Source organism: Peteryoungia aggregata LMG 23059 (assembly GCF_030814435.1).
Classification (GTDB): domain Bacteria; phylum Pseudomonadota; class Alphaproteobacteria; order Rhizobiales; family Rhizobiaceae; genus Allorhizobium; species Allorhizobium aggregatum.
Genome location: NZ_JAUSUW010000001.1, coordinates 348,888 through 369,329, shown reverse-complemented (window position 1 = coordinate 369,329; position 20,442 = coordinate 348,888). Strand labels below are relative to the sequence as shown.

At 62.8% G+C, this 20,442-nt stretch carries 21 protein-coding genes; 8 read left to right on the top strand and 13 right to left on the bottom strand.

Features of this window, described 5'->3' with window-relative positions; genetic code table 11:
* Window positions 1-9: 9 nt before the first annotated feature.
* Window positions 10-711 carry a 3-oxoacid CoA-transferase subunit B gene (locus J2045_RS01770; RefSeq protein ID WP_307368626.1) on the bottom strand — a complete coding sequence of 234 codons (702 nt, stop codon included), beginning with the start codon at window positions 709-711 and terminating at the stop codon, window positions 10-12.
* Entirely contained in the window at window positions 708-1,415 is a 708-nt protein-coding gene (locus tag J2045_RS01765; RefSeq protein ID WP_307368623.1) for a 3-oxoacid CoA-transferase subunit A, read from the bottom strand. Before J2045_RS01765 ends, J2045_RS01770 begins: the two co-directional genes overlap by 4 nt.
* 132 nt (window positions 1,416-1,547) lie before the next feature.
* Here J2045_RS01765 and J2045_RS01760 point away from each other — a divergent pair, with 132 nt between their 5' ends.
* Complete coding sequence (locus tag J2045_RS01760; protein ID WP_307368620.1) at window positions 1,548-2,309, top strand: IclR family transcriptional regulator; 762 nt, start codon at window positions 1,548-1,550, stop codon at window positions 2,307-2,309.
* 3 nt (window positions 2,310-2,312) lie between these two features.
* On the opposite strand, the gene pcaQ is transcribed toward J2045_RS01760, so the two are convergent.
* Window positions 2,313-3,236, bottom strand: coding sequence for a pca operon transcription factor PcaQ (gene pcaQ / locus J2045_RS01755; RefSeq protein ID WP_166598878.1), 924 nt, complete (start codon window positions 3,234-3,236; stop codon window positions 2,313-2,315).
* Window positions 3,237-3,331: 95 nt separating this feature from the next.
* On the opposite strand from pcaQ, the gene pcaD reads away from it, so the two are divergent.
* The 5 genes from pcaD to J2045_RS01730 are packed head-to-tail and all read left to right on the top strand — an operon-like array spanning window position 3,332 to window position 6,981.
* Window positions 3,332-4,144: a 3-oxoadipate enol-lactonase gene (pcaD, locus tag J2045_RS01750; RefSeq protein ID WP_307368616.1), complete on the top strand. Its 813-nt coding sequence runs from the start codon at window positions 3,332-3,334 to the stop codon at window positions 4,142-4,144.
* Window positions 4,137-4,556: a 4-carboxymuconolactone decarboxylase gene (gene pcaC / locus J2045_RS01745; RefSeq protein ID WP_307368613.1), complete on the top strand. Its 420-nt coding sequence runs from the start codon at window positions 4,137-4,139 to the stop codon at window positions 4,554-4,556. Before pcaD ends, pcaC begins: the two co-directional genes overlap by 8 nt.
* A complete protein-coding gene (gene pcaH / locus J2045_RS01740; protein ID WP_307368611.1) occupies window positions 4,549-5,298 on the top strand; it encodes a protocatechuate 3,4-dioxygenase subunit beta in 750 nt (249 codons plus the stop codon). Before pcaC ends, pcaH begins: the two co-directional genes overlap by 8 nt.
* The gene (pcaG, locus tag J2045_RS01735; RefSeq protein ID WP_307368608.1) at window positions 5,298-5,912 is read left to right on the top strand and encodes a protocatechuate 3,4-dioxygenase subunit alpha; all 615 of its coding nucleotides are present in this window, start codon (window positions 5,298-5,300) and stop codon (window positions 5,910-5,912) included. Before pcaH ends, pcaG begins: the two co-directional genes overlap by 1 nt.
* A 19-nt stretch (window positions 5,913-5,931) precedes the next feature.
* Window positions 5,932-6,981 (top strand): 3-carboxy-cis,cis-muconate cycloisomerase, encoded by a 1,050-nt coding sequence (locus tag J2045_RS01730; protein WP_307368605.1) that lies wholly within the window; start codon window positions 5,932-5,934, stop codon window positions 6,979-6,981.
* On the opposite strand, the gene J2045_RS01725 is transcribed toward J2045_RS01730, so the two are convergent.
* From J2045_RS01725 to J2045_RS01705, 5 genes are all read right to left on the bottom strand, one after another.
* Window positions 6,982-7,176 (bottom strand): zf-HC2 domain-containing protein, encoded by a 195-nt coding sequence (locus J2045_RS01725; RefSeq protein WP_307368602.1) that lies wholly within the window; start codon window positions 7,174-7,176, stop codon window positions 6,982-6,984.
* Window positions 7,173-7,808, bottom strand: a complete 636-nt coding sequence (locus J2045_RS01720; protein WP_307368598.1) for a sigma-70 family RNA polymerase sigma factor — start codon at window positions 7,806-7,808, stop codon at window positions 7,173-7,175. Before J2045_RS01720 ends, J2045_RS01725 begins: the two co-directional genes overlap by 4 nt.
* A 107-nt stretch (window positions 7,809-7,915) precedes the next feature.
* Entirely contained in the window at window positions 7,916-8,347 is a 432-nt protein-coding gene (locus J2045_RS01715; protein WP_307368595.1) for a DUF3429 domain-containing protein, read from the bottom strand.
* A 4-nt stretch (window positions 8,348-8,351) separates the two neighbouring features.
* Window positions 8,352-9,341, bottom strand: coding sequence for an NAD(P)/FAD-dependent oxidoreductase (locus tag J2045_RS01710; RefSeq protein ID WP_307368592.1), 990 nt, complete (start codon window positions 9,339-9,341; stop codon window positions 8,352-8,354).
* A gap of 45 nt (window positions 9,342-9,386) precedes the next feature.
* Window positions 9,387-10,283, bottom strand: coding sequence for a LysR family transcriptional regulator (locus J2045_RS01705; RefSeq protein WP_307368589.1), 897 nt, complete (start codon window positions 10,281-10,283; stop codon window positions 9,387-9,389).
* A 133-nt stretch (window positions 10,284-10,416) separates the two neighbouring features.
* Here J2045_RS01705 and J2045_RS01700 point away from each other — a divergent pair, with 133 nt between their 5' ends.
* Window positions 10,417-11,991, top strand: a complete 1,575-nt coding sequence (locus J2045_RS01700) for a proton-conducting transporter transmembrane domain-containing protein (RefSeq protein ID WP_307369231.1) — start codon at window positions 10,417-10,419, stop codon at window positions 11,989-11,991.
* A 4-nt stretch (window positions 11,992-11,995) separates the two neighbouring features.
* On the top strand, window positions 11,996-14,410 hold the full coding sequence (locus J2045_RS01695; RefSeq protein WP_307368586.1) for a YbcC family protein: 2,415 nt from the start codon (window positions 11,996-11,998) through the stop codon (window positions 14,408-14,410).
* Window positions 14,411-14,460: 50 nt separating this feature from the next.
* Here the strand turns inward: J2045_RS01695 and J2045_RS01690 are convergent, their stop codons facing one another.
* The 5 genes from J2045_RS01690 to J2045_RS01670 are packed head-to-tail and all read right to left on the bottom strand — an operon-like array spanning window position 14,461 to window position 20,442.
* Window positions 14,461-15,597 carry a glycoside hydrolase family 88/105 protein gene (locus tag J2045_RS01690; RefSeq protein ID WP_307368582.1) on the bottom strand — a complete coding sequence of 379 codons (1,137 nt, stop codon included), beginning with the start codon at window positions 15,595-15,597 and terminating at the stop codon, window positions 14,461-14,463.
* Between the two features lie 6 nt (window positions 15,598-15,603).
* Complete coding sequence (pglA, locus tag J2045_RS01685) at window positions 15,604-17,115, bottom strand: polygalacturonase PglA (RefSeq protein ID WP_307368579.1); 1,512 nt, start codon at window positions 17,113-17,115, stop codon at window positions 15,604-15,606.
* 11 nt (window positions 17,116-17,126) lie between these two features.
* Window positions 17,127-18,383, bottom strand: coding sequence for an ABC transporter substrate-binding protein (locus tag J2045_RS01680; protein ID WP_307368576.1), 1,257 nt, complete (start codon window positions 18,381-18,383; stop codon window positions 17,127-17,129).
* A 33-nt stretch (window positions 18,384-18,416) separates the two neighbouring features.
* On the bottom strand, window positions 18,417-19,529 hold the full coding sequence (locus J2045_RS01675; protein WP_307368573.1) for an ABC transporter ATP-binding protein: 1,113 nt from the start codon (window positions 19,527-19,529) through the stop codon (window positions 18,417-18,419).
* Window positions 19,530-19,533: 4 nt separating this feature from the next.
* The gene (locus J2045_RS01670; protein WP_307368570.1) at window positions 19,534-20,442 is read right to left on the bottom strand and encodes a carbohydrate ABC transporter permease; all 909 of its coding nucleotides are present in this window, start codon (window positions 20,440-20,442) and stop codon (window positions 19,534-19,536) included.

Genomic DNA, 20,442 nt, shown 5'->3' with positions numbered 1-20,442 from the left:
TCGATATCCTCACAGAGCCGGAACAACGAGGTCGGCAACCGGGCCGTCGGTATGCAGCTTGGCGCCGGTCATGGCCTGCAGCTCGTCCATGGTCATGGCGGCGAGCTTCTCGCGCACGACGAACTTGCCGTCGACAATGTCGATCACGGCATGGCTCGTATAGACGCGGGTGATGCAGCCGACGCCGGTCAGCGGGAAGGAGCAGCGCTCGACGAGCTTCGGCTTGCCGTCCTTGGTGACGTGCTCGGTGATGACGACGACCTGCTTGGCGCCGTGTACCAGATCCATGGCACCGCCGACGGCCGGAACGCCCTTGGAGCCAACGCGCCAGTTGGCGAGGTCGCCGTTTTCCGCCACCTGATAGGCGCCGAGGATTGCGACGTCGAGATGGCCGCCACGGACCATGGCGAAGCTGTCGGCGTGATGGAAGAAGGCCGCACCCGGCTTCAGCGTCACCGCCTTCTTGCCGGCATTGATCAGGTCCCAGTCTTCCTCGCCGGCAGCTGGGGCTTCACCGAAGTTCAGCACGCCATTCTCGGTATGGAAGATCGCTTCGCGTCCCTCAGGCTGGAACTTTGCCACCATTTCCGGGAAGCCAATGCCGAGGTTCACATAGGCGCCGTCAGCGATGTCCTGAGCCGCGCGCCAGGCGATCTGGGCGTTGGAGAGCTTGATGTCTTCGCGGGTGTCGATTGCAGCTGCGTCGGTCATGCGTAGGCCACTCCGGCTCGGATGAGCTCTTCTTCCTGTTGCGGGTTGGCGACTTCAACGACGCCATCGACAAAGATGCCGGGGGTGATCACCTGCTCGGGATCGATCTCGCCGGGGGCGACGATCTTCGAGACCTGGGCGATGGTCTTGGCGGCGGCCATGCACATCAGGGGATTGAAATTACGCCCGGCCATTCGGTAGGTCAGGTTGCCCATGGTGTCGCCGAGATGCGCCTTGACCATGGCGAAGTCGGCCTTCAGCCAGCGCTCCTGCACATATTTGCGGCCATCGAACTCGGCAATCACCTTGCCGTTCGCCAGTTCCGTGCCGAAGCTGGTGGGCGTGTAGAAGGCCGGGATGCCGGCGCCGCCGGCACGGATGCGCTCGGCGAGCGTGCCCTGCGGCACAAGTTCCAGCTCGATCTCACCGGCGAGGTAGCGGTCGGTGAAGGCGCGGGGGTCGGAGGAGCGCGGGAAGGAGCAGATCATCTTCTTGACCATGCCGGCGTCGATCATCGCGGCAATGCCGATGCGACCATTGCCGGCATTGTTGTTGATGACCGTCAGGTTCTTCGGGCCCTTGTCGATGAGCGCGTGAATGAGCTCGATCGGTGCGCCGGAGCCACCGAAGCCTCCGATCATGACGGTTGCGCCATCGCCGATCTCGGCCACGGCATCCGCCAGGCTTGCAATTCTCTTGTCCATGGGAACTCCCGTTTCCTTCAGAGCGGATGCCCGCTTCCTCGCGGAACAAATAGGTCCGTAAACCTGTCGACAGCAAGTGGTTTGTGCGATAATTGATATTTGTTCGATATTCGCACAAAAGTGGAGTGGAGCATGGCAGTCGGTGAGCGCGATCTGATGGGTGGTTTCGCCAAGGGGCTGAAGGTGCTCGAAGCCTTTGGACCAGAGCACCAGCGGCTGAGCATCACCGATGCGGCCGAGCTCAGCGGGCTCGATCGGGCGACCGCCCGACGCTGTCTGCTCACGCTCGCTGAACTGGGCTATGCCGATTATGACGGGAAGTTCTTTTCGCTGACGCCGAAGATCCTGAGGATTGGCCATTCCTGGCTCTCGGCCACGCCGCTGCCGGTGTTGCTGCAGCCACATCTCGATCAGTTGTCGGAGCGCGTCGGCCACAGCGCCTCGGCCTCCATCCTCGACAATACCGAGATCGTCTATATTGCCCGCGCCGCGCAGAAGCGGGTGATGTCGATCAACCTGATGCCGGGATCTCGCCTGCCGGCCTACAGCGCTTCGATGGGGCGCGTCTTGCTTGCCGCACTTCCCGAAGCCGAGGTTGATGCGATCCTTCTTGGGTCCCGATTGAAGGCACATACGCCCCATACGCTGACCGATGTGCCCGCGCTCAAGGCCGAAATCGGCCGTGTGCGGGAGCAAGGCTATGCCGTCATCGACCAGGAACTTGAAATCGGGCTGTGTTCGATCGCCGTCCCTGTTCGCAATGATCGCGGACGAGTGGTGGCGGCGATCAATGTGGGTGCGCCGGCCGCCATTCTGCCGGCGTCCGGACTGCCGGGACATTGCCTTCCGGCCATGCTGGAGATGCAGGCGAGGCTGAAGCCGCTGCTGCCCTGAGCCTCAGGCCGTGGTGATGTCGAGCGCTGCTTCCCGGATGGTTCGCATCAGAAGAGCGAGCGGCATGGAAGGAACCGAGTCTGCCCTGACCGTCAGACCAACGGGGCCTTTCGTCTCACTGGTGTCGATCGGCAGAGCGCAAAGGGTGCCGTCGGCGAGATCGGTTGCCACGACTCCGGCCGAAATGATCCAGACCGCGTCCGTCTGGCGCACGAAGGCCCGACCGAAACTGTCCGAGACAGTTTCGATCTGGGTTGGCAGACCGGATATGCCGTTGGCAATCAGGTAGCGCTCAACAAAGGGACGAATGATCGAGGCGCGCGTCGGCATCAGCACCGGATACCTTTCCAGCTCGCCGAATAATCCCGCTCCCTGTTTCAGCAGCGGATGGCCTGCGCGTACGCAGAAGATCACCTGCTCGGAATAGAGATGCTCGAAGGAAAAGCCGGTCATCTGTTCCGGGGCGGCAAGACGTCCGACGACGAGGTCGAGATCGCCGACGCGCAGCTGTTCGAGCAGAACGGCGTTCTCGCCGGTGACGATCTTGATCCGGGCTGGGATGTCCTCTTGCAGGAAGAGCGTCATCGCCTGCGGCATGATGCGGGTGGAAACGGTCGGCAGTGCCCCCACCCGGATCGGCGGGGCATCGGCGTGCAGGGCATGAGAGACCGAATCGAAGCCCTGGCGCAGCGCCGTCAGAGCGGCGCCTGCATGCTTCAGGAAGGCCTCGCCATAGCGGGTGATGCGAATGCCGCGACCATCCTTCTCGAATACGGCTACCCCCAGCACCTCTTCGAGTTCCCGGATCGTCTTGGTCACCGCCGGCTGGCTCACATGCAGGAGCTCCGCTGCCTTCATCACGCTCTTCTGTCGCGCGACTTCGACGAATGTCTGCAGATGGCGGAACTTGACGCGGTTGTCGATCATATGAATCATAACCCTATGGTTAGGTATGCCGTCTAAAACATCATTTTACCTAACCAAAACGTATGAGCAATATGGCCTCAACGGAGGAGGAAGCCGTGCAGTTCGTTCAGGTCAACGGCGTGAGCCTGCATCACCAGATCATCGGTGGGCCGGCAAATCGCCCCGTCATCGTCTTTATCAATTCACTCGGTACCGATTTCCGCATCTGGCGCGACGTTCTCGTGCGCCTTGCCGGGGACTATCCGCTCCTCGCCTATGACAAGCGCGGCCATGGGCTCTCTGATGTTGGGCAGGCGCCTTACTCGATCGATGATCATGTCGACGATCTGATTGGGCTGCTGGAGTATCTCAAGGTCAGCGATGCCGTCATCTGCGGCCTCTCCGTTGGCGGACTGATCGCACAGGGACTTTATGCCCGGCGTCCGGATCTGGTAAAGGCGCTGATCCTTTGCGATACGGCTCACAAGATCGGAACGGCCGAGATGTGGGCAGCCCGGATTGCGGCGATCGAGGCGACCGGTATCGAAAGCATTGCCGATGCCGTGATGGAGCGCTGGTTCACGCCCGCTTTCCGCAGCGCTGACAATCCGGCCTATCCGGGTTATCGCAACATGATGCTGCGACAGCCTGTCGAGGGCTACACCGGCACATGCGCTGCCATTCGCGATGCCGATTATACCGCAGCTGCCGCCAGGATCGCCGTGCCCACGCTGTGCGTCGTCGGAGACCAGGACGGGGCGACGCCGCCGGATCTCGTCCTGTCGCTAGCCAGGCTTGTTCCGTCTTCGCGCTACGAGGTGATCAGCGGCGCCGGACATATTCCATGCGTGGAGCAGCCGGAAGCGCTCACCGCCGTTATCGAGGCCTTTCTCGCGCCCGTCATTTCAGGAGACGCATCCCATGGCTGATGCCCGCAGTCCTTCAGACCGTTATCGACAGGGCATGTCCACCCGGCGAAAGGTGCTGGGCGATGCCCATGTCGATCGTGCCTCGGCAGCGTCAACGCCTTTCGATCAGCCCTTCCAGGAGATGATCACAGAGGGGGCCTGGGGAACAGTCTGGTCGCGCTCCGGCATCAGCAAGCGCGAGCGCTCGATGATCACCATTGCGTTGCTGGCAGCACTGGGGCACGACGAGGAGGTGGCGATGCATGTGCGTGCGACGGCCAATACCGGCGCCAGCCGCGAGGACGTCTGCGAGGCGCTCATGCATGTCGCCATCTATGCCGGCGTGCCCGCCGCCAACAGGGCTTTCAAGATTGCCAAGCAGGTGTTTGAACAGATGGACGCCGGAGACACCGGTGGAGGGAGCCATGACTGACCTTTCGAACAAGAAACCGGAGACCGGAGCTTTCTTCGCTCGCGACCGCAGCTGGCATCCGCCGGCCTACACGCCGCCCTACAAAACCTCGGTCCTGCGCTCGCCGCAGAAAGCACTGTTGTCTCTCGATGGCACCAAGTCGGAAATCACCGGCCCGGTCTTCGGCCACTCGATGCTCGGCGAGCTGGACAACGACCTGATCCACAACTTTGCCCGGCCCGGCGAGAGCGCGATCGGCGAGCGCATCATCGTGCATGGGCGCGTGCTCGACGAGCGCGGTCGACCGGTGCCGGGTGCGCTCATCGAGTTCTGGCAGGCCAACGCCGGCGGTCGCTATCGCCACAAGAAGGAAGCCTATCTCGCACCGCTCGACCCTAATTTCGGCGGCTGCGGGCGCACGATCACCGACGAGAACGGCTATTATGCCTTCCGCACGATCAAGCCGGGTCCTTATCCCTGGCCGAACGGCGTCAACGACTGGCGGCCGGCGCATATCCATTTCTCGATCTTCGGCCATGGCTTCTCGCAGCGGCTGATCACCCAGATGTATTTCGAGGGCGATCCGATGATCTGGAAGTGTCCCATCGTGCTGACCATTCCGGATCGCCAGGCTATTGAGCAGCTTGTGGCAGCTCTCGACTGGTCGGCAACCATCCCGATGGATGCCCGCGCCTACAAGTTCGACATCGTCTTGCGTGGACGGCGTTCCACCCTGTTTGAAAACCGGATGGAGGGAAATTGATGGTCCAGGATCTCGGTTACCTCAAGGAAAGCGCCTCGCAGACGGCGGGCCCTTACGTCCACATCGGCCTCACGCCGAACTTCGCCGAAATCAAGGGCGTCTATCCTGTCGATCTCGGCACTGTTATGGTCAACGACAAGACGCGCGGCGAGCGCATCACCGTGACCGGCCGGGTCATCGATGGCTCGGGCACGCCGCTCAGGGATGCGCTGATCGAAATCTGGCAGGCGGATGCCGACGGGATTTACAACAGTCCGTCCGAGACGCGTGGCAGCGCCGATCCCAACTTCACCGGCTGGGGACGTTGCCCTTGCGATCTCACGACGGGCGAATATCGGTTCGAGACTATCAAGCCGGGCCGGGTGCCCTTCCGGGATGGTCGTCTAATGGCGCCGCATATCTCCTTCTGGATCGTCGCGCGTGGCATCAATCTCGGCCTCAACACGCGTCTGTATTTCGCTGACGAAGAGGCGGCCAATGCCGAGGATCCTATCCTCGCGCGCATCGAGCATCGCGTGCGTGTGCCGACGCTGATTGCGCAGCGTGACGGTTCGACCTATCACTTCGACATTCACCTGCAGGGGGAGAAGGAGACGGTCTTCTTCGACATCTGAGAAGGGCCTTGAGATCAGCATGACCGCATCCGTCTTCGACCATCCGATCCTGTCTGGCCTTCTGGGTGACGAGGAAATTGGCGCCCATTTCTCGGCGGCAGCCGAGCTTTCGGCCATGCAGCGCTTTGAGGTGGGGCTTGCCGGGGCGGAAGCCGCGGAAGGCCTGATACCTGGCGAAGCCGCTGAGGCTATTGCGGCTCTGCAGGAACTGTTCGTCGCCGATGTCGACGCACTCAGGCGGTCGATCGGGCGTGACGGCGTGGTGATCCCGGATCTTGTTCGCCAATGGCGGGCGACCCTCGGCGAACACGGCAAACATCTGCATGTCGGTGCGACCAGCCAGGATGCCATCGATACCGGCCTCATGCTGCGGCTTGCGAGCGTACTGTCAATCTTTGATCAGCGGCTCGCGACCGTCCAGGCAGCCCTTGATGGTCTCGAAGCAGGCTTCGGCGCCAAGCCTTTGATGGGGCGCACGCGCATGCAGGCGGCGATCCCGATCACGGTTGCCGATCGTGTCGCGGCGTGGAAGGCGCCGATCATCGTCCATCAGGCCGCAGTCCAGCACATGCTCAGGCTCCGTCTTCCGCTGCAATTCGGCGGTGCTGCCGGCACACTTGAGAAGCTGGGCGACAAGGGGGGCGCCGTGCGTGCCCGTCTCGCCGAATTCCTTCAGCTGTCCGATCGGCCGCAATGGCACAGCCAGCGGGCGGTGATCGCCGAAATCGGCGGTCTCTTCTCCCAGATCACCGGCAGCCTCGGCAAGATCGGTCAGGACCTCGCACTTATGGCGGACAATGGCACGGCTGACATTGGCGGCGGCGGTGCCTCATCCGCCATGCCGCATAAGCGCAATCCGGTGAAGGCGGAAGTCCTTGTCACCTTGGCGCGGTACAATGCCGTGCAGATCTCGGGCCTGTATCAGTCCCTGGTGCATGAGCAGGAGCGCTCGGGTGCCGCCTGGACCCTCGAATGGATGATCCTGCCGCAGATGGCGATCGCCACGGGGGCTGCCACGCGGCTTGCAACGGAAGTCCTTCAGGCGATCGAGGATCTCGGGGACCGCTGATCATCTCTCACCCGGATCGGATGCATCGGTCGCGACGTAGCGGCGTGTCACCTTTCGCATCATTCCGATCTGGCGAACAAAGCCCGAGCAGGCGCCACACTTCAGGAGATGCAGGCGCAGCCCGACGTTCTCGCCGAGCGAGAGGCGCCTGTCCAGTTCGTCAGAGGCCAGCTTTGTGGCGTTTTCACACATCATGACAGGCTCTCCTTCGGTGCAAACCAGTGCCCTTCGAGGCAGGTGCGCAGGCGAAGGCGGGCGCGGTGCATCAGGACATGCATGTTGGTGGTGGTGATGCCGATCTCGGAGCAGATTTCTGCCGTCTCCATCTCGACGAATTCGCGCATCATGAAGACGCGTCCCTGGTCCGGGGGCAGATGGTCGAGGCAGGCCTCGAAGACCCGCCAGAAGTCCTTGCCGAGGAGTTCGACTTCCGGGTTGCCCCAGTCGCTTGGTCGGTTTTCTGGCGCCCAATGCCCCCTGGCGTCGAAGTAACGTTGCTCGTCTTCATCGGGAAAATTGCCGAGTGGCATCGCGATCAATTGCGACTGCCGGCGCTTGTGACGAATCTGGTCGGCGATCTTGTTGCGCAGAATGGCGAAAACCCAGGTGCGAAATGCTGCTCTGCCGGCGAAAGCCTTAGCATTGCGCAACGCTCCCGCCAGGGCTTCCTGTACGGCATCTTCGGCAAGGCCGGGATCGGCAAGCTGAAGGCGGGCGAATTTCAGCATCCGCTCCCGCAGTTCGGACATGTACATCGCGTCGGCGAGGAACGGAGCTGCTGCACCGTTTCCGCCGGTTGTTTCCTGCTCACCCGCATTCCTCATCATGATCCCCCGGACATCGTCCGTCTTTGCCAAGACCGCGCGTGCCACACAGCTCGCACCTGCTTAGTCGAAGATTTCGTAGCCATCTTACAGGACGGAACAAAAAAATCTCATGTCAGGATCAGAACAAGGGCATAGGCGGTGATTACCAGCAGGGTCACGTTGCGTCTGAGCGTCATGTACCAGGCCGGCTGGCTGCCGCTGCTATGAAGGCGCAGATCGGCGGCGAGAAGGATCAGGTAAACAGCAATGTGCAAGGCCAGAGCGATACCTGGCGCATGGGGATAGAGTAGAAGAGCACCAATGCTGACGAGTGCTGCGACATTGCTCAGGACAAGCATTGGCCTCGGGTCCTGGGTGCGGGCTTGCGCCTGGCTCCAGACCGTGCCGGCCATGAAGCAGGCAATTCCGGTGCCGTAAGCGATAAAGGCCTGGGCAGCCAGAGCCGGAAGATGGCCGGCGAGGATGGCCAGTGCCAGTAGCCAGAAGGGCAGGGCTCCCGCATAGGTGAGCAGTTTCGACAGCGAAGGGGCGCGATACATCTATTCAGTCTCCTTGCAGGCGGGACATCAGCATTGTCGATAGGGCAGCTGCACTTTCGACGGCGGCCTCGACACGATTGCCGAGACACCAGTCGCCACAGGCGCCGAGGCCAAGCGCCGTGTCGAAGAGGAAGGGTTGACCCGCAGCTTTGTCGACATTGGCATAGCGCCAGCGATGCAGGTCGATCCAGGGAGCTTTGGAGAAATCTTTGCCGATCAATCGCTGCAGGGCTGCGAGCATTGCGGTCTGTACTTCGCCACGGTCGCGTTCGAGGTTGGACTCTGCCCAGTCGTTGCGGCTGTGGATGGTGAGCGCGGATTTGTCCGTGCGGCCGGGTTTGCTCTTCTCGGTTGCGATCCAGCTCAGGATGTCATCCTCGATCCGGGCAGCGTCGAAGCCGAGGTCCAGCGGCTCGGCAAACCCGAGCATCAAGGTGAAGCAACCGCTCATGCGAACGTTTGTGAGTGCCTCTCGTCCGGAGAAATCCTCCGGCATCAGGCGGATCGTTTGCGGTGCCGGTGCGGTGGACATGACCATGTCGAAGCGACCGAGATCAGCGCCCTCACTGTCGATGAGCGACCAGCCTTTGGCGGCACGGACGAGGGATGCAACGGTCGCTTGCCTGTGAATGGTCAGCCCTTCGGCCAGCCCGTTTGCGAGGCCATTCATGCCTGGCACGCCGATAAATCGCGGTTCCGGTGGGCGGTTGTCCGGCGCCAGCCCGTTCGAAGACAGTGTGTGAACGCCGTTGGGCCAGTTCGCGGCATGGCCTGATTTCACGGCCTCGTCCGCGACCGATCGGAACGCCGGCCCACGCGTCGTGAAGTATTGAGCCCCGTGATCGAAGGAAAAACCTTCGCGGCGTCGGTTCGCCATGCGACCGCCGAGCCCTCTGCGCTTCTCGAAGACGGTAACGTCGGCCACGGGCGCGAGTTCACGCGCAATCGTGATGCCGGCGATCCCTGCTCCGATGATGGCAATGGATGTCTTCACGCTGTTCCTCTCTCAAGCGCTTGGCGCGCCTATGCGCTACGCGGATCAGCCCGTGGTGGATTTGCCGTCTTCGCTTGCTTCGAGCAGCGGGCGTATGAGCGGGTTCGGAAAACGCCGCTTCACGGTGACGGCAAAGAAGGATTCGATCATGCCGGGGAGCGCATCGAACTCCACAAGTGTGCCGGCCTCGAGCTCGCCCTTGACGACGATCGGTGGCAGAACGGCGAGACCGGCGCCCTCTCGGGCCAGAAGACGCATCATCGCCATGTCGTCGACTTCAGCCGCGATCTGCGGCGTTATGCCAATCCGCGCGACGAGTGCTTCGAACTGCGAGCGCACGCCGCTTTCGAGCGTGGGAAGGATGACGGGATGCTCACCCAGCAGGTCGGCGAGCGTCGCGCCCGGTTTGCCATAAGACGGCCTGCCGATGAGGCTGACGCGCTGCTGATAGACGTGCTGGGCGATGAAGGGCGTGACCGCATCGGCCATCGGCGCCTGGTTCAGGAGGACAATGTCTAGGTTCAGCGCTTCGAGCGCACCGAGCAATTCGCTGGTGCTGCCCGAGCGCAGGATCATGTCGACATCCGTGCGCCCGAGGATCGGACGCAGGAACTCCATCTGGAAGTTGCGAGACAGCGTGGCGAGCGCGCCGATACGGATGGCGCGGCGGGTTCTTCCGGTTTCCTTCAGCGTCTCGACCAGTTCCTCGCCGGCCGAAAAGATCGTGTCGGCATGGTCGAGCGCGATCCGGCCCGCTTCGGTGAGATAAAGCTGCCGACCCCGGCGCTCGAAGAGTGCGTGGCCCAGCCGCTCCTCAAGCTGCTTGATCTGGATGGAGAGTGCCGATTGCGACAGGTTCAGCCGCTCGGCCGTGCGCGTCAGGTTCCCGTCATGGGCGACGGCGCGAAAATAGCGGAGGTGATGATAGTTCAGCTCGGACATTCTTCTATTTTATAGAACGAATTTAGAGAAACAATGAATTTTTCTTGTGATCACGTGACTGATAACAGGTCCGTGAGATCGCCGCGGCCTCCTCCCAAGCAGCGGCCCAGACCGGAGACATCAAGTGATCCATATGTTGCCGCTTCTCGCACCGCTCCTGCTTGCCGGTGCCTCGCTTTATGCCTTCCAGGCGCCCGGCCTTCGCCCGCGTCAGGCGATCCGCGTTGCCGAATTCGCCGCGCTCGGCTCCATCCTCGTCGCCATCCTTTCCGCTGTCGTTCTGGTGCTCCAGGGGCCGGGAACCAGCCCGGCGATCGGCTATGGTTACTTCGCGCTCGCCTCGCGGCTTGACCTTGTCAGCCTTGTCATGCTGCTGCTCGTGTCCTTTATCGGCTGGGTGGTGCTGCGTTATGCTGGCACCTTCCTCGACGGGGAAGAGCGGCAGGGACCGTTCACCGGCTGGATGACGGCAACACTTGGCGCCGTCCTGCTGCTTGTCCAGTCCGGCACTCTGCTGCAGCTCGTCGTCGGCTGGGTCGCCACCAGCCTGCTGCTGCATCAGCTGCTCCTCTTCTATCCCGAGCGGATCGTCGCCCAGCGCGCGGCGCGCAAGAAGTTCATCGTCTCGCGCATCGGTGATGCCGCCCTGATCGGTGCCGTCATCCTGCTCGCCATCTCGTTCGGCACCGGTGACATCGCGACCATTCTCGCTGCGGCCCGCGAGGGCGAGGGGCTGCCGCTGACGATCGCATCCGCCGCCCTGTTCGCCCTTGCTGCGCTTCTGAAGTCTGCGCAGTTCCCGACCCATGGCTGGCTGACCGAAGTGATGGAAACGCCGACCCCGGTTTCGGCTCTGCTGCATGCCGGCGTCGTCAATGCCGGTGGTTTCCTGCTGATCCGCTTTGCCGATGTCATGCTGCAGGCGCCGGTGGTGCTTGCGGTGCTGGTCATGGTCGGCGGCTTCACGGCGCTGTTCGGCAGTCTCGTGATGCTCACCCAGTCGGCGGTGAAGACCTCGCTCGCCTGGTCCACTGTCGCGCAGATGGGCTTCATGATCCTGCAATGTGGTCTGGCGCTCTTCCCGATCGCGCTGCTGCACATCGTCGCCCATTCGCTCTACAAGGCGCATGCCTTCCTCGCCTCCGGTTCGGCCATCGAGACGGTCGCCTCGACGCGGCGCCCCGGTCCGGTCGCGATCCCCAATGCCAAGGCCGTTGGCCGCGCCTTCCTGCTGGCGTTGACGATCTATGCCGTGATCGGTCTGCTCTTCGGCTTTGCCGACAAGCCGCCGCAGGCGCTCGCGCTTGGGGCGATCCTGATCTTCGGCGTCGCTTACTTGATCGCTCAAGGGTTGGCGGATGCGGCTCCCCGGGCGCTGACCTGGCGGACCTCGCTCTACTCGATCTCGGCGGCCACGGCCTATTTCGCCCTGCAGCGCATCTCCGACAAGCTTATGCTCGGCACGCTACCCGCAACCCCACAGCCCGGGCCGCTCGAATGGACGCTGATGCTGCTCGCCGTCGTCACCTTCGGCGTGGTCGCGGTTGCCCAGTCGCTCTTCCCGCTCTGGGCCTATCATCCGGCAGCGGCGGGCCTAAGGGTCCATCTCGCCAACGGTCTCTACGTCAATGCCCTCTTCGATCGACTGCTCGGTGGCTGGAACCTTTCCCGCTCCGCTTCCGCAACGCCTGCTTCCATCAAGGAGTGAACCGATGACCGAGATGAACACGATCGACACCCTGCATGGTGAAGCACTCGCGCTGGCGGCGGATCAGGCCGTGCGGGCGATCCCGCCGGCCTGGCCGCTGACAGCGACCGTCGCCGTCAATCCCTTCCTCGGCCAGATCACCGAGACGCTCGATCAGACTGCGACCCGGCTCGCCCGGATCGGCGGCGTCCGGCTGGCATTGCCGCGCAAGCATTATGCCGACAAGATCGCCAAGGGAGAGATCACAGATGAAGACCTGATCGCAGCGCTCCAGTCGAGCGCGCTCTTCAACCGCATCGATCTTCCGGCGCTGAAGGCTGCCGTTGGCGAGGAGCCGCAGCCGGCTGCCGCACTCCCGACCATCGCGGAGCTTGCCGCACGGGCCACGGGCAAGGACTGGCCGGGGCTGGTCTCCGAACGCATCGGCACCTTTGCAGCCGGTTTCTTCGATCAGGGGCAGGCCCTTTGGGCCGCTTCCCGGCGGAACGGGCTCTACGCCGCCTGGCGTGCCTTTGCGACCCATGATTTGACGCCGGAAATCTTGGGGCTGAAGGGCTTCAGCATCCATGTCGACGAAACGCCGGAGACACCCTATGCGGCGATCGAACGGGCGGCTGTCTCCCTCGGCCTTGGTGCGGAGCCCGGCACCTATTTCCATCAGCTCCTGTTGACCGTCGGCGGCTGGGCGCAATTCGCGCGCCACATCCAGTTCAAGGCCGAGGTCGAGGGACGCACGGACACGACGGCGCTCGAGCTGCTGGCGATCCGGCTGGTCTTCGAAGAGGCCCTTTACGCCCGGCACAAGACCGCCATCGAGAGTGAGTGGCAGCAGGTGCGGCGGAGCCATGTCGAGCCGGTCAGCCCTGACTTCGATACCGTCATCGACGGCTTGCTGCAGGTCGCTGCTGAACGCGCAGCGCAGCGGAAGCTCACTGCCACGCTTGCTGCACCCTCGCCGATCAAGGTTGCCGAGTTGCGGCCAGTCCTGCAGGCGGCCTTCTGCATCGACGTGCGCTCGGAGGTCTTCCGCCGCTCGCTCGAGAGCATTGATCCGTCTATCCGGACGCTTGGCTTCGCCGGCTTCTTCGGTCTCGGCGCCAGCCACAAGGGCTTTGCCTCTGATGTTTCCGAACATCGTCTGCCGGTTCTCCTGAAGCCCTCTGTCTTCAGCTGCAGCTCTGTGGATCACGATGAGGATGCCGATCAGCAGGCGCGGTTCAGCGCCCGTGCCACCCGCGCCTGGGGTCGCTTCAAGCTTGCTGCCGTTTCCTCTTTCGCCTTCGTCGAGGCGATGGGCCCCGTCTATGCCGGCAAGCTGATGCGCGATGGTCTCGGCTTCGGCAAGGGCAAGGGGCCGGATGCGGCCAAGCCGCGCTTTGTGCCGAGCCTCGATCTCGACACGCGGGCGGTGGTGGCGGAAACGGTACTCAAGGCCATGTCGCTGACCGAAGGCTTCGGGCGTTTCATCCTGGTCTCTGGCCATGGCGCCAATGTGGTCAACAATCCCTATGCCAGCGCGCTCCACTGCGGCGCCTGCGGTGGCTATGCGGGGGATGTGAATGCGCGCCTGCTGGCCGATCTCTTGAATGATCGCGCGGTGCGGGAGAAGCTTGTCGCCAACGGGATCAATGTTCCGGCGGATACCGTCTTCCTCGGTGCCCTGCACGATACGACGACCGATACGGTCACGCTGTTCGAAGACGATCTGGAGAACGACATTCTGCCTCAAGACATCGTTCGCATCCGCCAGTGGCTTGCCCAGGCCGGCAGCCTGACGCGGGCAGAGCGGGCGCGGCGGTTGCCTCGGGCGACGGCAGAGAGCGTCATCGAGCGCAGCCGTGACTGGTCGGAGGTGCGGCCCGAGCTCGGGCTTGCGGGCTGCCGTGCTTTCATCGCGGCACCGCGCTCACGGACGGCTGGTCGCTCACTGGAAGGCCAGGCCTTCCTGCACGACTATGTCTGGAAGAAGGATGAGGGCTACAAGATCCTCGAACTCATCCTGACGGCCCCCGTCGTCGTCGCGAGCTGGATCAGCCTGCAGTATTTCGGCTCGTCGGTTGCACCGTCTCTGTTCGGTGCCGGCAACAAACTGTTGCACAATGTCGTCGGCGGCATCGGGGTCGTCGAGGGCAATGGCGGTAATCTGCGTGCTGGTCTTCCCTGGCAGTCCGTCCATGATGGCGAAGATTTCGTCCATGAACCGCTCAGGTTGACGGTTGCCGTCGAGGCTCCGAAGGAGGCTATTGCCGACATCCTGAAACGGCATGCGCAGGTGCGGGCGCTGTTCGACAATGGCTGGCTCAGCCTCTTTGCACTCGACGACCAGGGGCAGATGGCCTGGCGTTATGCCGGCAATCTCGGCTGGACGGATGTTCGCCAGGGTGCGGTATCTGACGTTGAGCAGAAGGCCGCGGGCTGAGCTTTAGGGCTGGACCGTCGGCTCCCCGCCGGCGGTCCATCCGCTGCGCATCAGACCGCGTTCACCGGCTGCAGCAGTCTCCGGGTTTCGTCTTGTCGGTTGAGGGCGGTGCCCTCTGCCAGTAGACGTTCGGCCTCGGCCATCATCAGTGGAGCAACGCCCTTTATGTCGTCGGGGCGGATGGCTTCGGTGAGGTAGTAGGCAATGCTGCCATCGCGATAGATGCCCTGGAAGGGGCCAAGGCCTGCGACGCAACAGACATTCTGCAACTGCGGTCGTCTTCCCTCGACGGGCCGGAGTTCGAGATCGGTCAGAGCCTTGAGCGCCGACCGCCCGAGATCGCCGTGGCGGTCGATACCCAGCCGCTCCGATTTCTGCAGCGCGTAGGCGAACATCGCGGTGGCCGAACTTTCGGGATAGTTACCCTTCACATCAGGCGCATCGATCACCTGCAGCCAGCGATGGTCGCTTGTGACAAGGGCGGCAAGCCGGTCGTTCAGAGAGGCCAGGCGTTTCGACAGATCGCGGCGGCTTTCACCCTCCGGCAGATGCTCGATCACGTCGACGAAGGCCATGGCCAGCCAGCCGATCGATCGTGCCCAATGGGCTGGCGAGAGACCCGTATCCGGATCGGCCCAGTCCTGCAGGCGCGACTCGTCGTAACCATGGCGGTAGAGGCCGGATGCCTTGTCAAAGGTCAGGTCGAGGGCCGTCGTCAACTGTCTGATGGCTTCCTCTACCAGAGCCTGATCATCGAGCTTCAGTCCGAGTGCGATCTTGAACGGCATGGCCATGTAGAGGCCATCGAGCCATACCTGATGGGGATAGCGCAGCTTGTGCCAATAGGGACCAGTGCCGATACGGGGGTGGTGGGTCAACTGGAGACCGAGTTGTCGTGCTGCATCCAGATAGCGGGCCTGGCTGGTCAGACGGTGGAGATAAAGCAGCGCATGTCCCGGCTGAATGTTGTCGATGTTGAATTCGGTGATCCGGTAGTCGGCGAGACCGCCGTCGGCATCCAGCTGGGCGTCGACCAGACGGGTCAGATGGTCGAGCCAGCGCGGATCCCCTGTCGCCTCATGCAGCGTGATCAGGCCGCGATACAGGCAGCCGTCCTCATAACACCAGGCGCCTGCCTTGTAGGGTTCGTAGTCGCGAGCGTAGTCGTCGAAATAGGAGATCAGCATCGGTCTTCATGGGTCCGGGTGAATGGAAGTGGGTGAGAGGCGCGTGAGACGACTGAATGTCGTGTTTTCAGCGATGATGCCGGCATGGCGCAGTTCCGGCAGGTGGCACGCCATCTCGGGCACGGCGGGTTTTGCATCGGCGCTATAGGCAATGCTCATGCCATCGATCGAGACGGAATCGATTGCGGATTCCGGCAGTCCGTAGAAGACGGCTGCCGCCGTTTCGGCGCCTGAAATCTCGAGATTGCGAATGTCGATCCTCGCAATCTTCGGCGTGGTGGCTGAGACGGGCATGGCGGCGCGGGACTGGACATAATCGGAGCGTCCATCAGCATCGCAGAAGTAGAAGGCGTTGACGGCGATCGGGGTCGCGACATCCTCCATGCGGCAGTCATGGACGCTGATATTGGAGACACTACCGCCACGGCCGCGCCGGGTCTTGATGCGCAGGCCCCGGTCCGTGCCGATGAAATGGCAGCGACTGATGGTGACGTCGCTGATCCCCTGGCTCATTTCGCTGCCCATGACCACGGCGCCATGGCCGCGCTGCATCAGGCAGTTGCGGATCTCGACATTTCGGGTCGGTCGATCCGGGCCGCCGCGCGGATCGCGCTTGCCGGCCTTGATCGCCACGCAGTCGTCGCCGACCGAAATATCGAGGCCGATCAGGCGAATGTTCTGGCTGGATTCGGGGTTCAACCCGTCGGTGTTGGGGGTATCAGGGTGGTTGCGGATCGTCAGGTCAGCGGCGAGAACGTCCTCGCAAAGCACGGGATGGATGGTCCAGGAGGGGGAATTCTGCACCGTGATGCCGGCCATGGTCAGATCGCGGCAGCCGGACAGGAAGATCGTGCGTGGACGCCGCGCGCCATCGCGGGTTTCTTTTGGCCAGGTCCACCAATCGCCCCGGTCGCCGCCGCCATCAACGATACCCTTGCCGCAGATCGTCAGGTTGTCGCAATCGATCGCATTGAGCAGGCTTTCGAAGCAGGCTTCCGCGACCCCTTCCCAGGTGCCGAGCACGCGTCCGTCCGGATGGCGGGCGGATAGAATCCGGCGCCCCTCGCGGGTGCCGATGTCCTGCAGAACTGCGCCGTCTTCGATCAGCAGCGTCATGTCACTCTTCAGGAAAAGCGGGCCTGAAGACCAGGAGCCGGCGGGCAGCCGGAGTGTTCCACCCGCCGGCACCGCGGCGATCGCAGACTGGATCGCCGTGGTGTTGTCCTTGCTGTCTGGTCGCGCCCCGTGGTCGCGGATATCGACCAGGGCCGTTTCGTCGGCTGTACGAAAGGTGATGCCACCGATCGCGGTCGAGAAGCGGTACTCGTTGTCCGGTTCAAGACCGTCGAGAGACAGCACGACCGAGGTCACACTGCCCGTCTTGACCTTCGTGCCGTCCCCCAGCTGCAGCACCCAGGGCAACGCCCGGTCGAGGGCGAACAGATGCGCGTCCGCCTCGATCGTCAGTGTTGCCGTCCTTGATGACAGGTGCAGCAGCTGGATGGGGCCGTCGGTCAAGATCGTCCTCCTCAGATGCCAGTCAGCGCGCTGTTGATGCCGTCGATGATCTCGGCGGCAGCGTCTTCTGCCGAAGCCTGGCCATAGGCGAAGGCTTCGAACGTGCTGTCGAAGACATCCGTCACGCGCGGATGCTCGTTGAGCGGCGAGACGCCGACCCCCGCACCATCAAGCACGATCTTGTTGGCGGCGACCTGCACCGGCTTGATCGATCCGGCCTTGGTCAGTTCGTCGAGGGCGATCTTGCTGGAGGGCACCCCACGGGTGGCGCCGAGGATCTTGATCGCTTCCGGATCGTTCAGCAGGCAGTTGACGATTTCGGCTGCCGCCTTCGGCTCCTTGCTGTTCTTCGAGATGGCAAACAGCATCGAAGGCTTGCGGTAGACGCCTTCGGTCTTGGCGGCGTCGACCTGCAGCAGCTTGACGGGCACGAGTTCCTGGCCCTTTTCCATCGGACCGGCGATCTTGCCGTAGGTGCTGTCCCACTGATAGGTGCCGGCGATCTTGCCGCTGGCCCAGGCCGGGTTTTCGTGCAGCGGCGCATTGCCGCCGGCGGCAACGTCCTTCCAGGACTTGATGACGCCATTGTCGACCATGGTCTGGTAGAACTTCAGGCCATCGGCCAGTTCTTCTACGGTCCAGGCAACCTGGTTGGTCGCCGGATCGATCAGGTCCTTGCCGGTCTTCTGCGTGGTGCGCAGGATCACGACGAGGCGGGCGTCGAGAGCTGTGCCTTCAAAGGGATAGTAATCCTGGCCAAGCTTTTCCTTCATCACCGGGGCTGCGGCGAGCAGTTCGTCCCAGGTGGTCGGGATTGCGAGGCCCGCCTTGTCATAGGTGGTCTTGTTGAACATGAAGACGCGACCGGTGGTCGACACGGGCAGGCCGTTCAGCTTGCCTTCGACGCTGCCACCCTTCAGGTCCGTCTCCGACCACTGGCTGAGGTCGATCACGTCCTTGAACTCGTTGAGATCGACGAAGCCGTCGCCGTTCTTGGAGAAGATCGGCAGCCAGGGCCAGTTGATCTGCATGATGTCGGCTTCGGTGCGGCCGGCAAGCTGCGTGGTGATCTTTTCCTGATGACCGGTCCAGCCGGTAAACTCAGGCGAAACAGTATGGCCGAACTTGCCACCGCAGAGCTTCAAGGCTTCCTGCGTGGCGATATGGCGGTCGTCGCTGCCCCACCAGGACATGCGAAGGTCAGCGGCATAGGCAGTGCTCAGGCTGGTGGCCGCAAGAAGTGCGGCGGTCATGATCAAGGTTCTCATTCTGGCTCCTCCCAAGTTAGAACGATGACGGCTTCAGTCGGCGAGCGAGATGTTCTCGCCCGTCATGCGGTTGAAGATGTGCGTGGACCGGATGTCCGGGCTCAGCCAGACGCGGTTGTCGCGGATCGCGGACCGGTCGTACTGGCTGGACGGCACGACGGCGATGAGACGCTCGCCGCCGATATCCACATAGAGATAGACTTCGTGACCCATGAACTCGACATGGCTGATGCGCCCCGACAGTGTGCCCGGCGTTTCGGGCGGCGCGATCTTCAGATGCTGCGGGCGTATGCCGATTGTGACGTCACGCGCGGCATCGCGATGCAGCCGGTGGGCGAGGCCATCCATGATCGAGAGCGTCTGGCCGGCAGTGACGAGTTCCCCGTTTCCGGTGAGCTCTGCCGCAATCAGGTTCATTTCCGGACTACCGATGAAGCCGGCCACGAAGGCATTGGCCGGGCGGTTATAGAGTGTAACCGGATCGGCCACCTGCATGATGTGCCCGTCCTTCATGACGCAGATCCGGTCGCCCATGGTCATGGCTTCCGTCTGGTCGTGGGTGACATAGATGACGGTCGCGGCCATGCCGTCGGCCTTCAACTGCTTGTGTAGGTCGGTGATGCGCACGCGCATCGAGGCACGCAGCTTGGCGTCAAGGTTGGAGAGCGGCTCGTCGAAGAGGAAGACCTGCGGCTTCTTGATCAAGGCGCGGCCAACGGCGACGCGCTGGGCCTGGCCACCGGAGAGTTGCTTTGGCAGCCGGTCGAGCAGGGCGCCGATCTCCAGCGTGCCTGCCACTTTGTCGGTCGCCTCGTCGATCTCGGCCTGCGGGCGGCGCTTGAGGCGCATCGAGAAGGAGAGGTTCTTCTTCACCTTCATGTGCGGATAGAGTGCGTAATTCTGGAAAACCATGGAGATGCCGCGATCCCCTGGGGCTCGGTCGTTGACCAGCTCCCCGCCGATGCGGATCTCGCCGCCGGTGATCCTTTCCAGGCCTGCGATCATGCGCAGCGTTGTCGACTTGGCGCAGCCGGAGGGGCCGACCAGGACCATGAACTCCCCGTCCTCGACGTCGAGATTGATGCCATGCACGGCGCGGAAGGAGCCATAGTCTTTTTCGAGGTTTTTGAGTTGCAACCGGGCCATTGTTTTATCCCTTGATGCCGCCGGCGGAGATGCCGTCGATGAAGTATTTCTGGGCGAGGAAGAAGACCGTCAGGGCCGGCAGGAGTGTTAGCACCGACATGGCGAGCACCCGGTTCCATTCGAAGGCCTCCGTCGTGTCGATCGACAGCTTCAGCGCCAGCGAGACGGGGAACTTGTCGACCGAGGAGAGGTAGATCAGCGGCCCGAGGAAGTCGTTCATCGTCCACATGAACTGGAACAGGCAGACGGAGATCAGGGCCGGCATCAGGAGGGGCACGACAATGAAGATCAGGACCTGCCAGGTATTGGCGCCATCCACACGGGCGGCCTCTTCCATGTCGCGCGGAATGGCGCGCAGGAACTGCACCAGCATGAAGACGAAGAAGGCGTCGCCGGCGAATGCCGAGGGGACCCAGAGCGGAAGATAGGTGTCGAGCCAGCCGAGATCGCGGAACAGCAGGTATTGCGGGATTCGGGTCACGACGTTGGGCAGCAGCAGTGTCGCGATCAGGGTGGCGAAAAGCAGCTTCTTGAACGGGAAGTCGAAGCGGGCGAAGCCGTAGGCGACCGCCGTGCAGGAGATCGCGGTGCCGATGATCTTCGGCAGCACGATCCACAGCGTGTTCAGGAAGAAGGTTCCGAAGGTGTAGGGCGTCGAGGTCTGCCAGCCGCGGATATAGCCGTCGGCTGTCGGGTTTTCCGGCCAGAAGCCCGGATTGGCGAAGATCTCGGAATTGGTCTTGAACGACGCGCCGATCAGCCAGATCAGCGGATAGAGCATGATGAGCCCGACGAGCGTGAGAAGCGCATAGCGGAACACGATCGTCATCTTCTGTCGGCGACGGTCGCGACGATGGGCCTTGTCGACCTCGTCGAGGCCAGCGGCGAAAGGGGTGAGGGCGTGGTCTGTCAT

Coding starts and splice junctions, on each gene's coding strand:
- J2045_RS01770 (WP_307368626.1), bottom strand. CDS start 711: ATGACCGACGCAGCTGCAATCGACACCCGCGAAGACATCAAGCTCTCC.
- J2045_RS01765 (WP_307368623.1), bottom strand. CDS start 1,415: ATGGACAAGAGAATTGCAAGCCTGGCGGATGCCGTGGCCGAGATCGGC.
- J2045_RS01760 (WP_307368620.1), top strand. CDS start 1,548: ATGGCAGTCGGTGAGCGCGATCTGATGGGTGGTTTCGCCAAGGGGCTG.
- pcaQ (WP_166598878.1), bottom strand. CDS start 3,236: ATGATCGACAACCGCGTCAAGTTCCGCCATCTGCAGACATTCGTCGAA.
- pcaC (WP_307368613.1), top strand. CDS start 4,137: ATGGCTGATGCCCGCAGTCCTTCAGACCGTTATCGACAGGGCATGTCC.
- pcaH (WP_307368611.1), top strand. CDS start 4,549: ATGACTGACCTTTCGAACAAGAAACCGGAGACCGGAGCTTTCTTCGCT.
- pcaG (WP_307368608.1), top strand. CDS start 5,298: ATGGTCCAGGATCTCGGTTACCTCAAGGAAAGCGCCTCGCAGACGGCG.
- J2045_RS01730 (WP_307368605.1), top strand. CDS start 5,932: ATGACCGCATCCGTCTTCGACCATCCGATCCTGTCTGGCCTTCTGGGT.
- J2045_RS01725 (WP_307368602.1), bottom strand. CDS start 7,176: ATGATGTGTGAAAACGCCACAAAGCTGGCCTCTGACGAACTGGACAGG.
- J2045_RS01720 (WP_307368598.1), bottom strand. CDS start 7,808: ATGATGAGGAATGCGGGTGAGCAGGAAACAACCGGCGGAAACGGTGCA.
- J2045_RS01715 (WP_307368595.1), bottom strand. CDS start 8,347: ATGTATCGCGCCCCTTCGCTGTCGAAACTGCTCACCTATGCGGGAGCC.
- J2045_RS01705 (WP_307368589.1), bottom strand. CDS start 10,283: ATGTCCGAGCTGAACTATCATCACCTCCGCTATTTTCGCGCCGTCGCC.
- J2045_RS01700 (WP_307369231.1), top strand. CDS start 10,417: ATGTTGCCGCTTCTCGCACCGCTCCTGCTTGCCGGTGCCTCGCTTTAT.
- J2045_RS01695 (WP_307368586.1), top strand. CDS start 11,996: ATGACCGAGATGAACACGATCGACACCCTGCATGGTGAAGCACTCGCG.
- J2045_RS01690 (WP_307368582.1), bottom strand. CDS start 15,597: ATGCTGATCTCCTATTTCGACGACTACGCTCGCGACTACGAACCCTAC.
- J2045_RS01680 (WP_307368576.1), bottom strand. CDS start 18,383: ATGAGAACCTTGATCATGACCGCCGCACTTCTTGCGGCCACCAGCCTG.
- J2045_RS01675 (WP_307368573.1), bottom strand. CDS start 19,529: ATGGCCCGGTTGCAACTCAAAAACCTCGAAAAAGACTATGGCTCCTTC.
- J2045_RS01670 (WP_307368570.1), bottom strand. CDS start 20,442: ATGACAGACCACGCCCTCACCCCTTTCGCCGCTGGCCTCGACGAGGTC.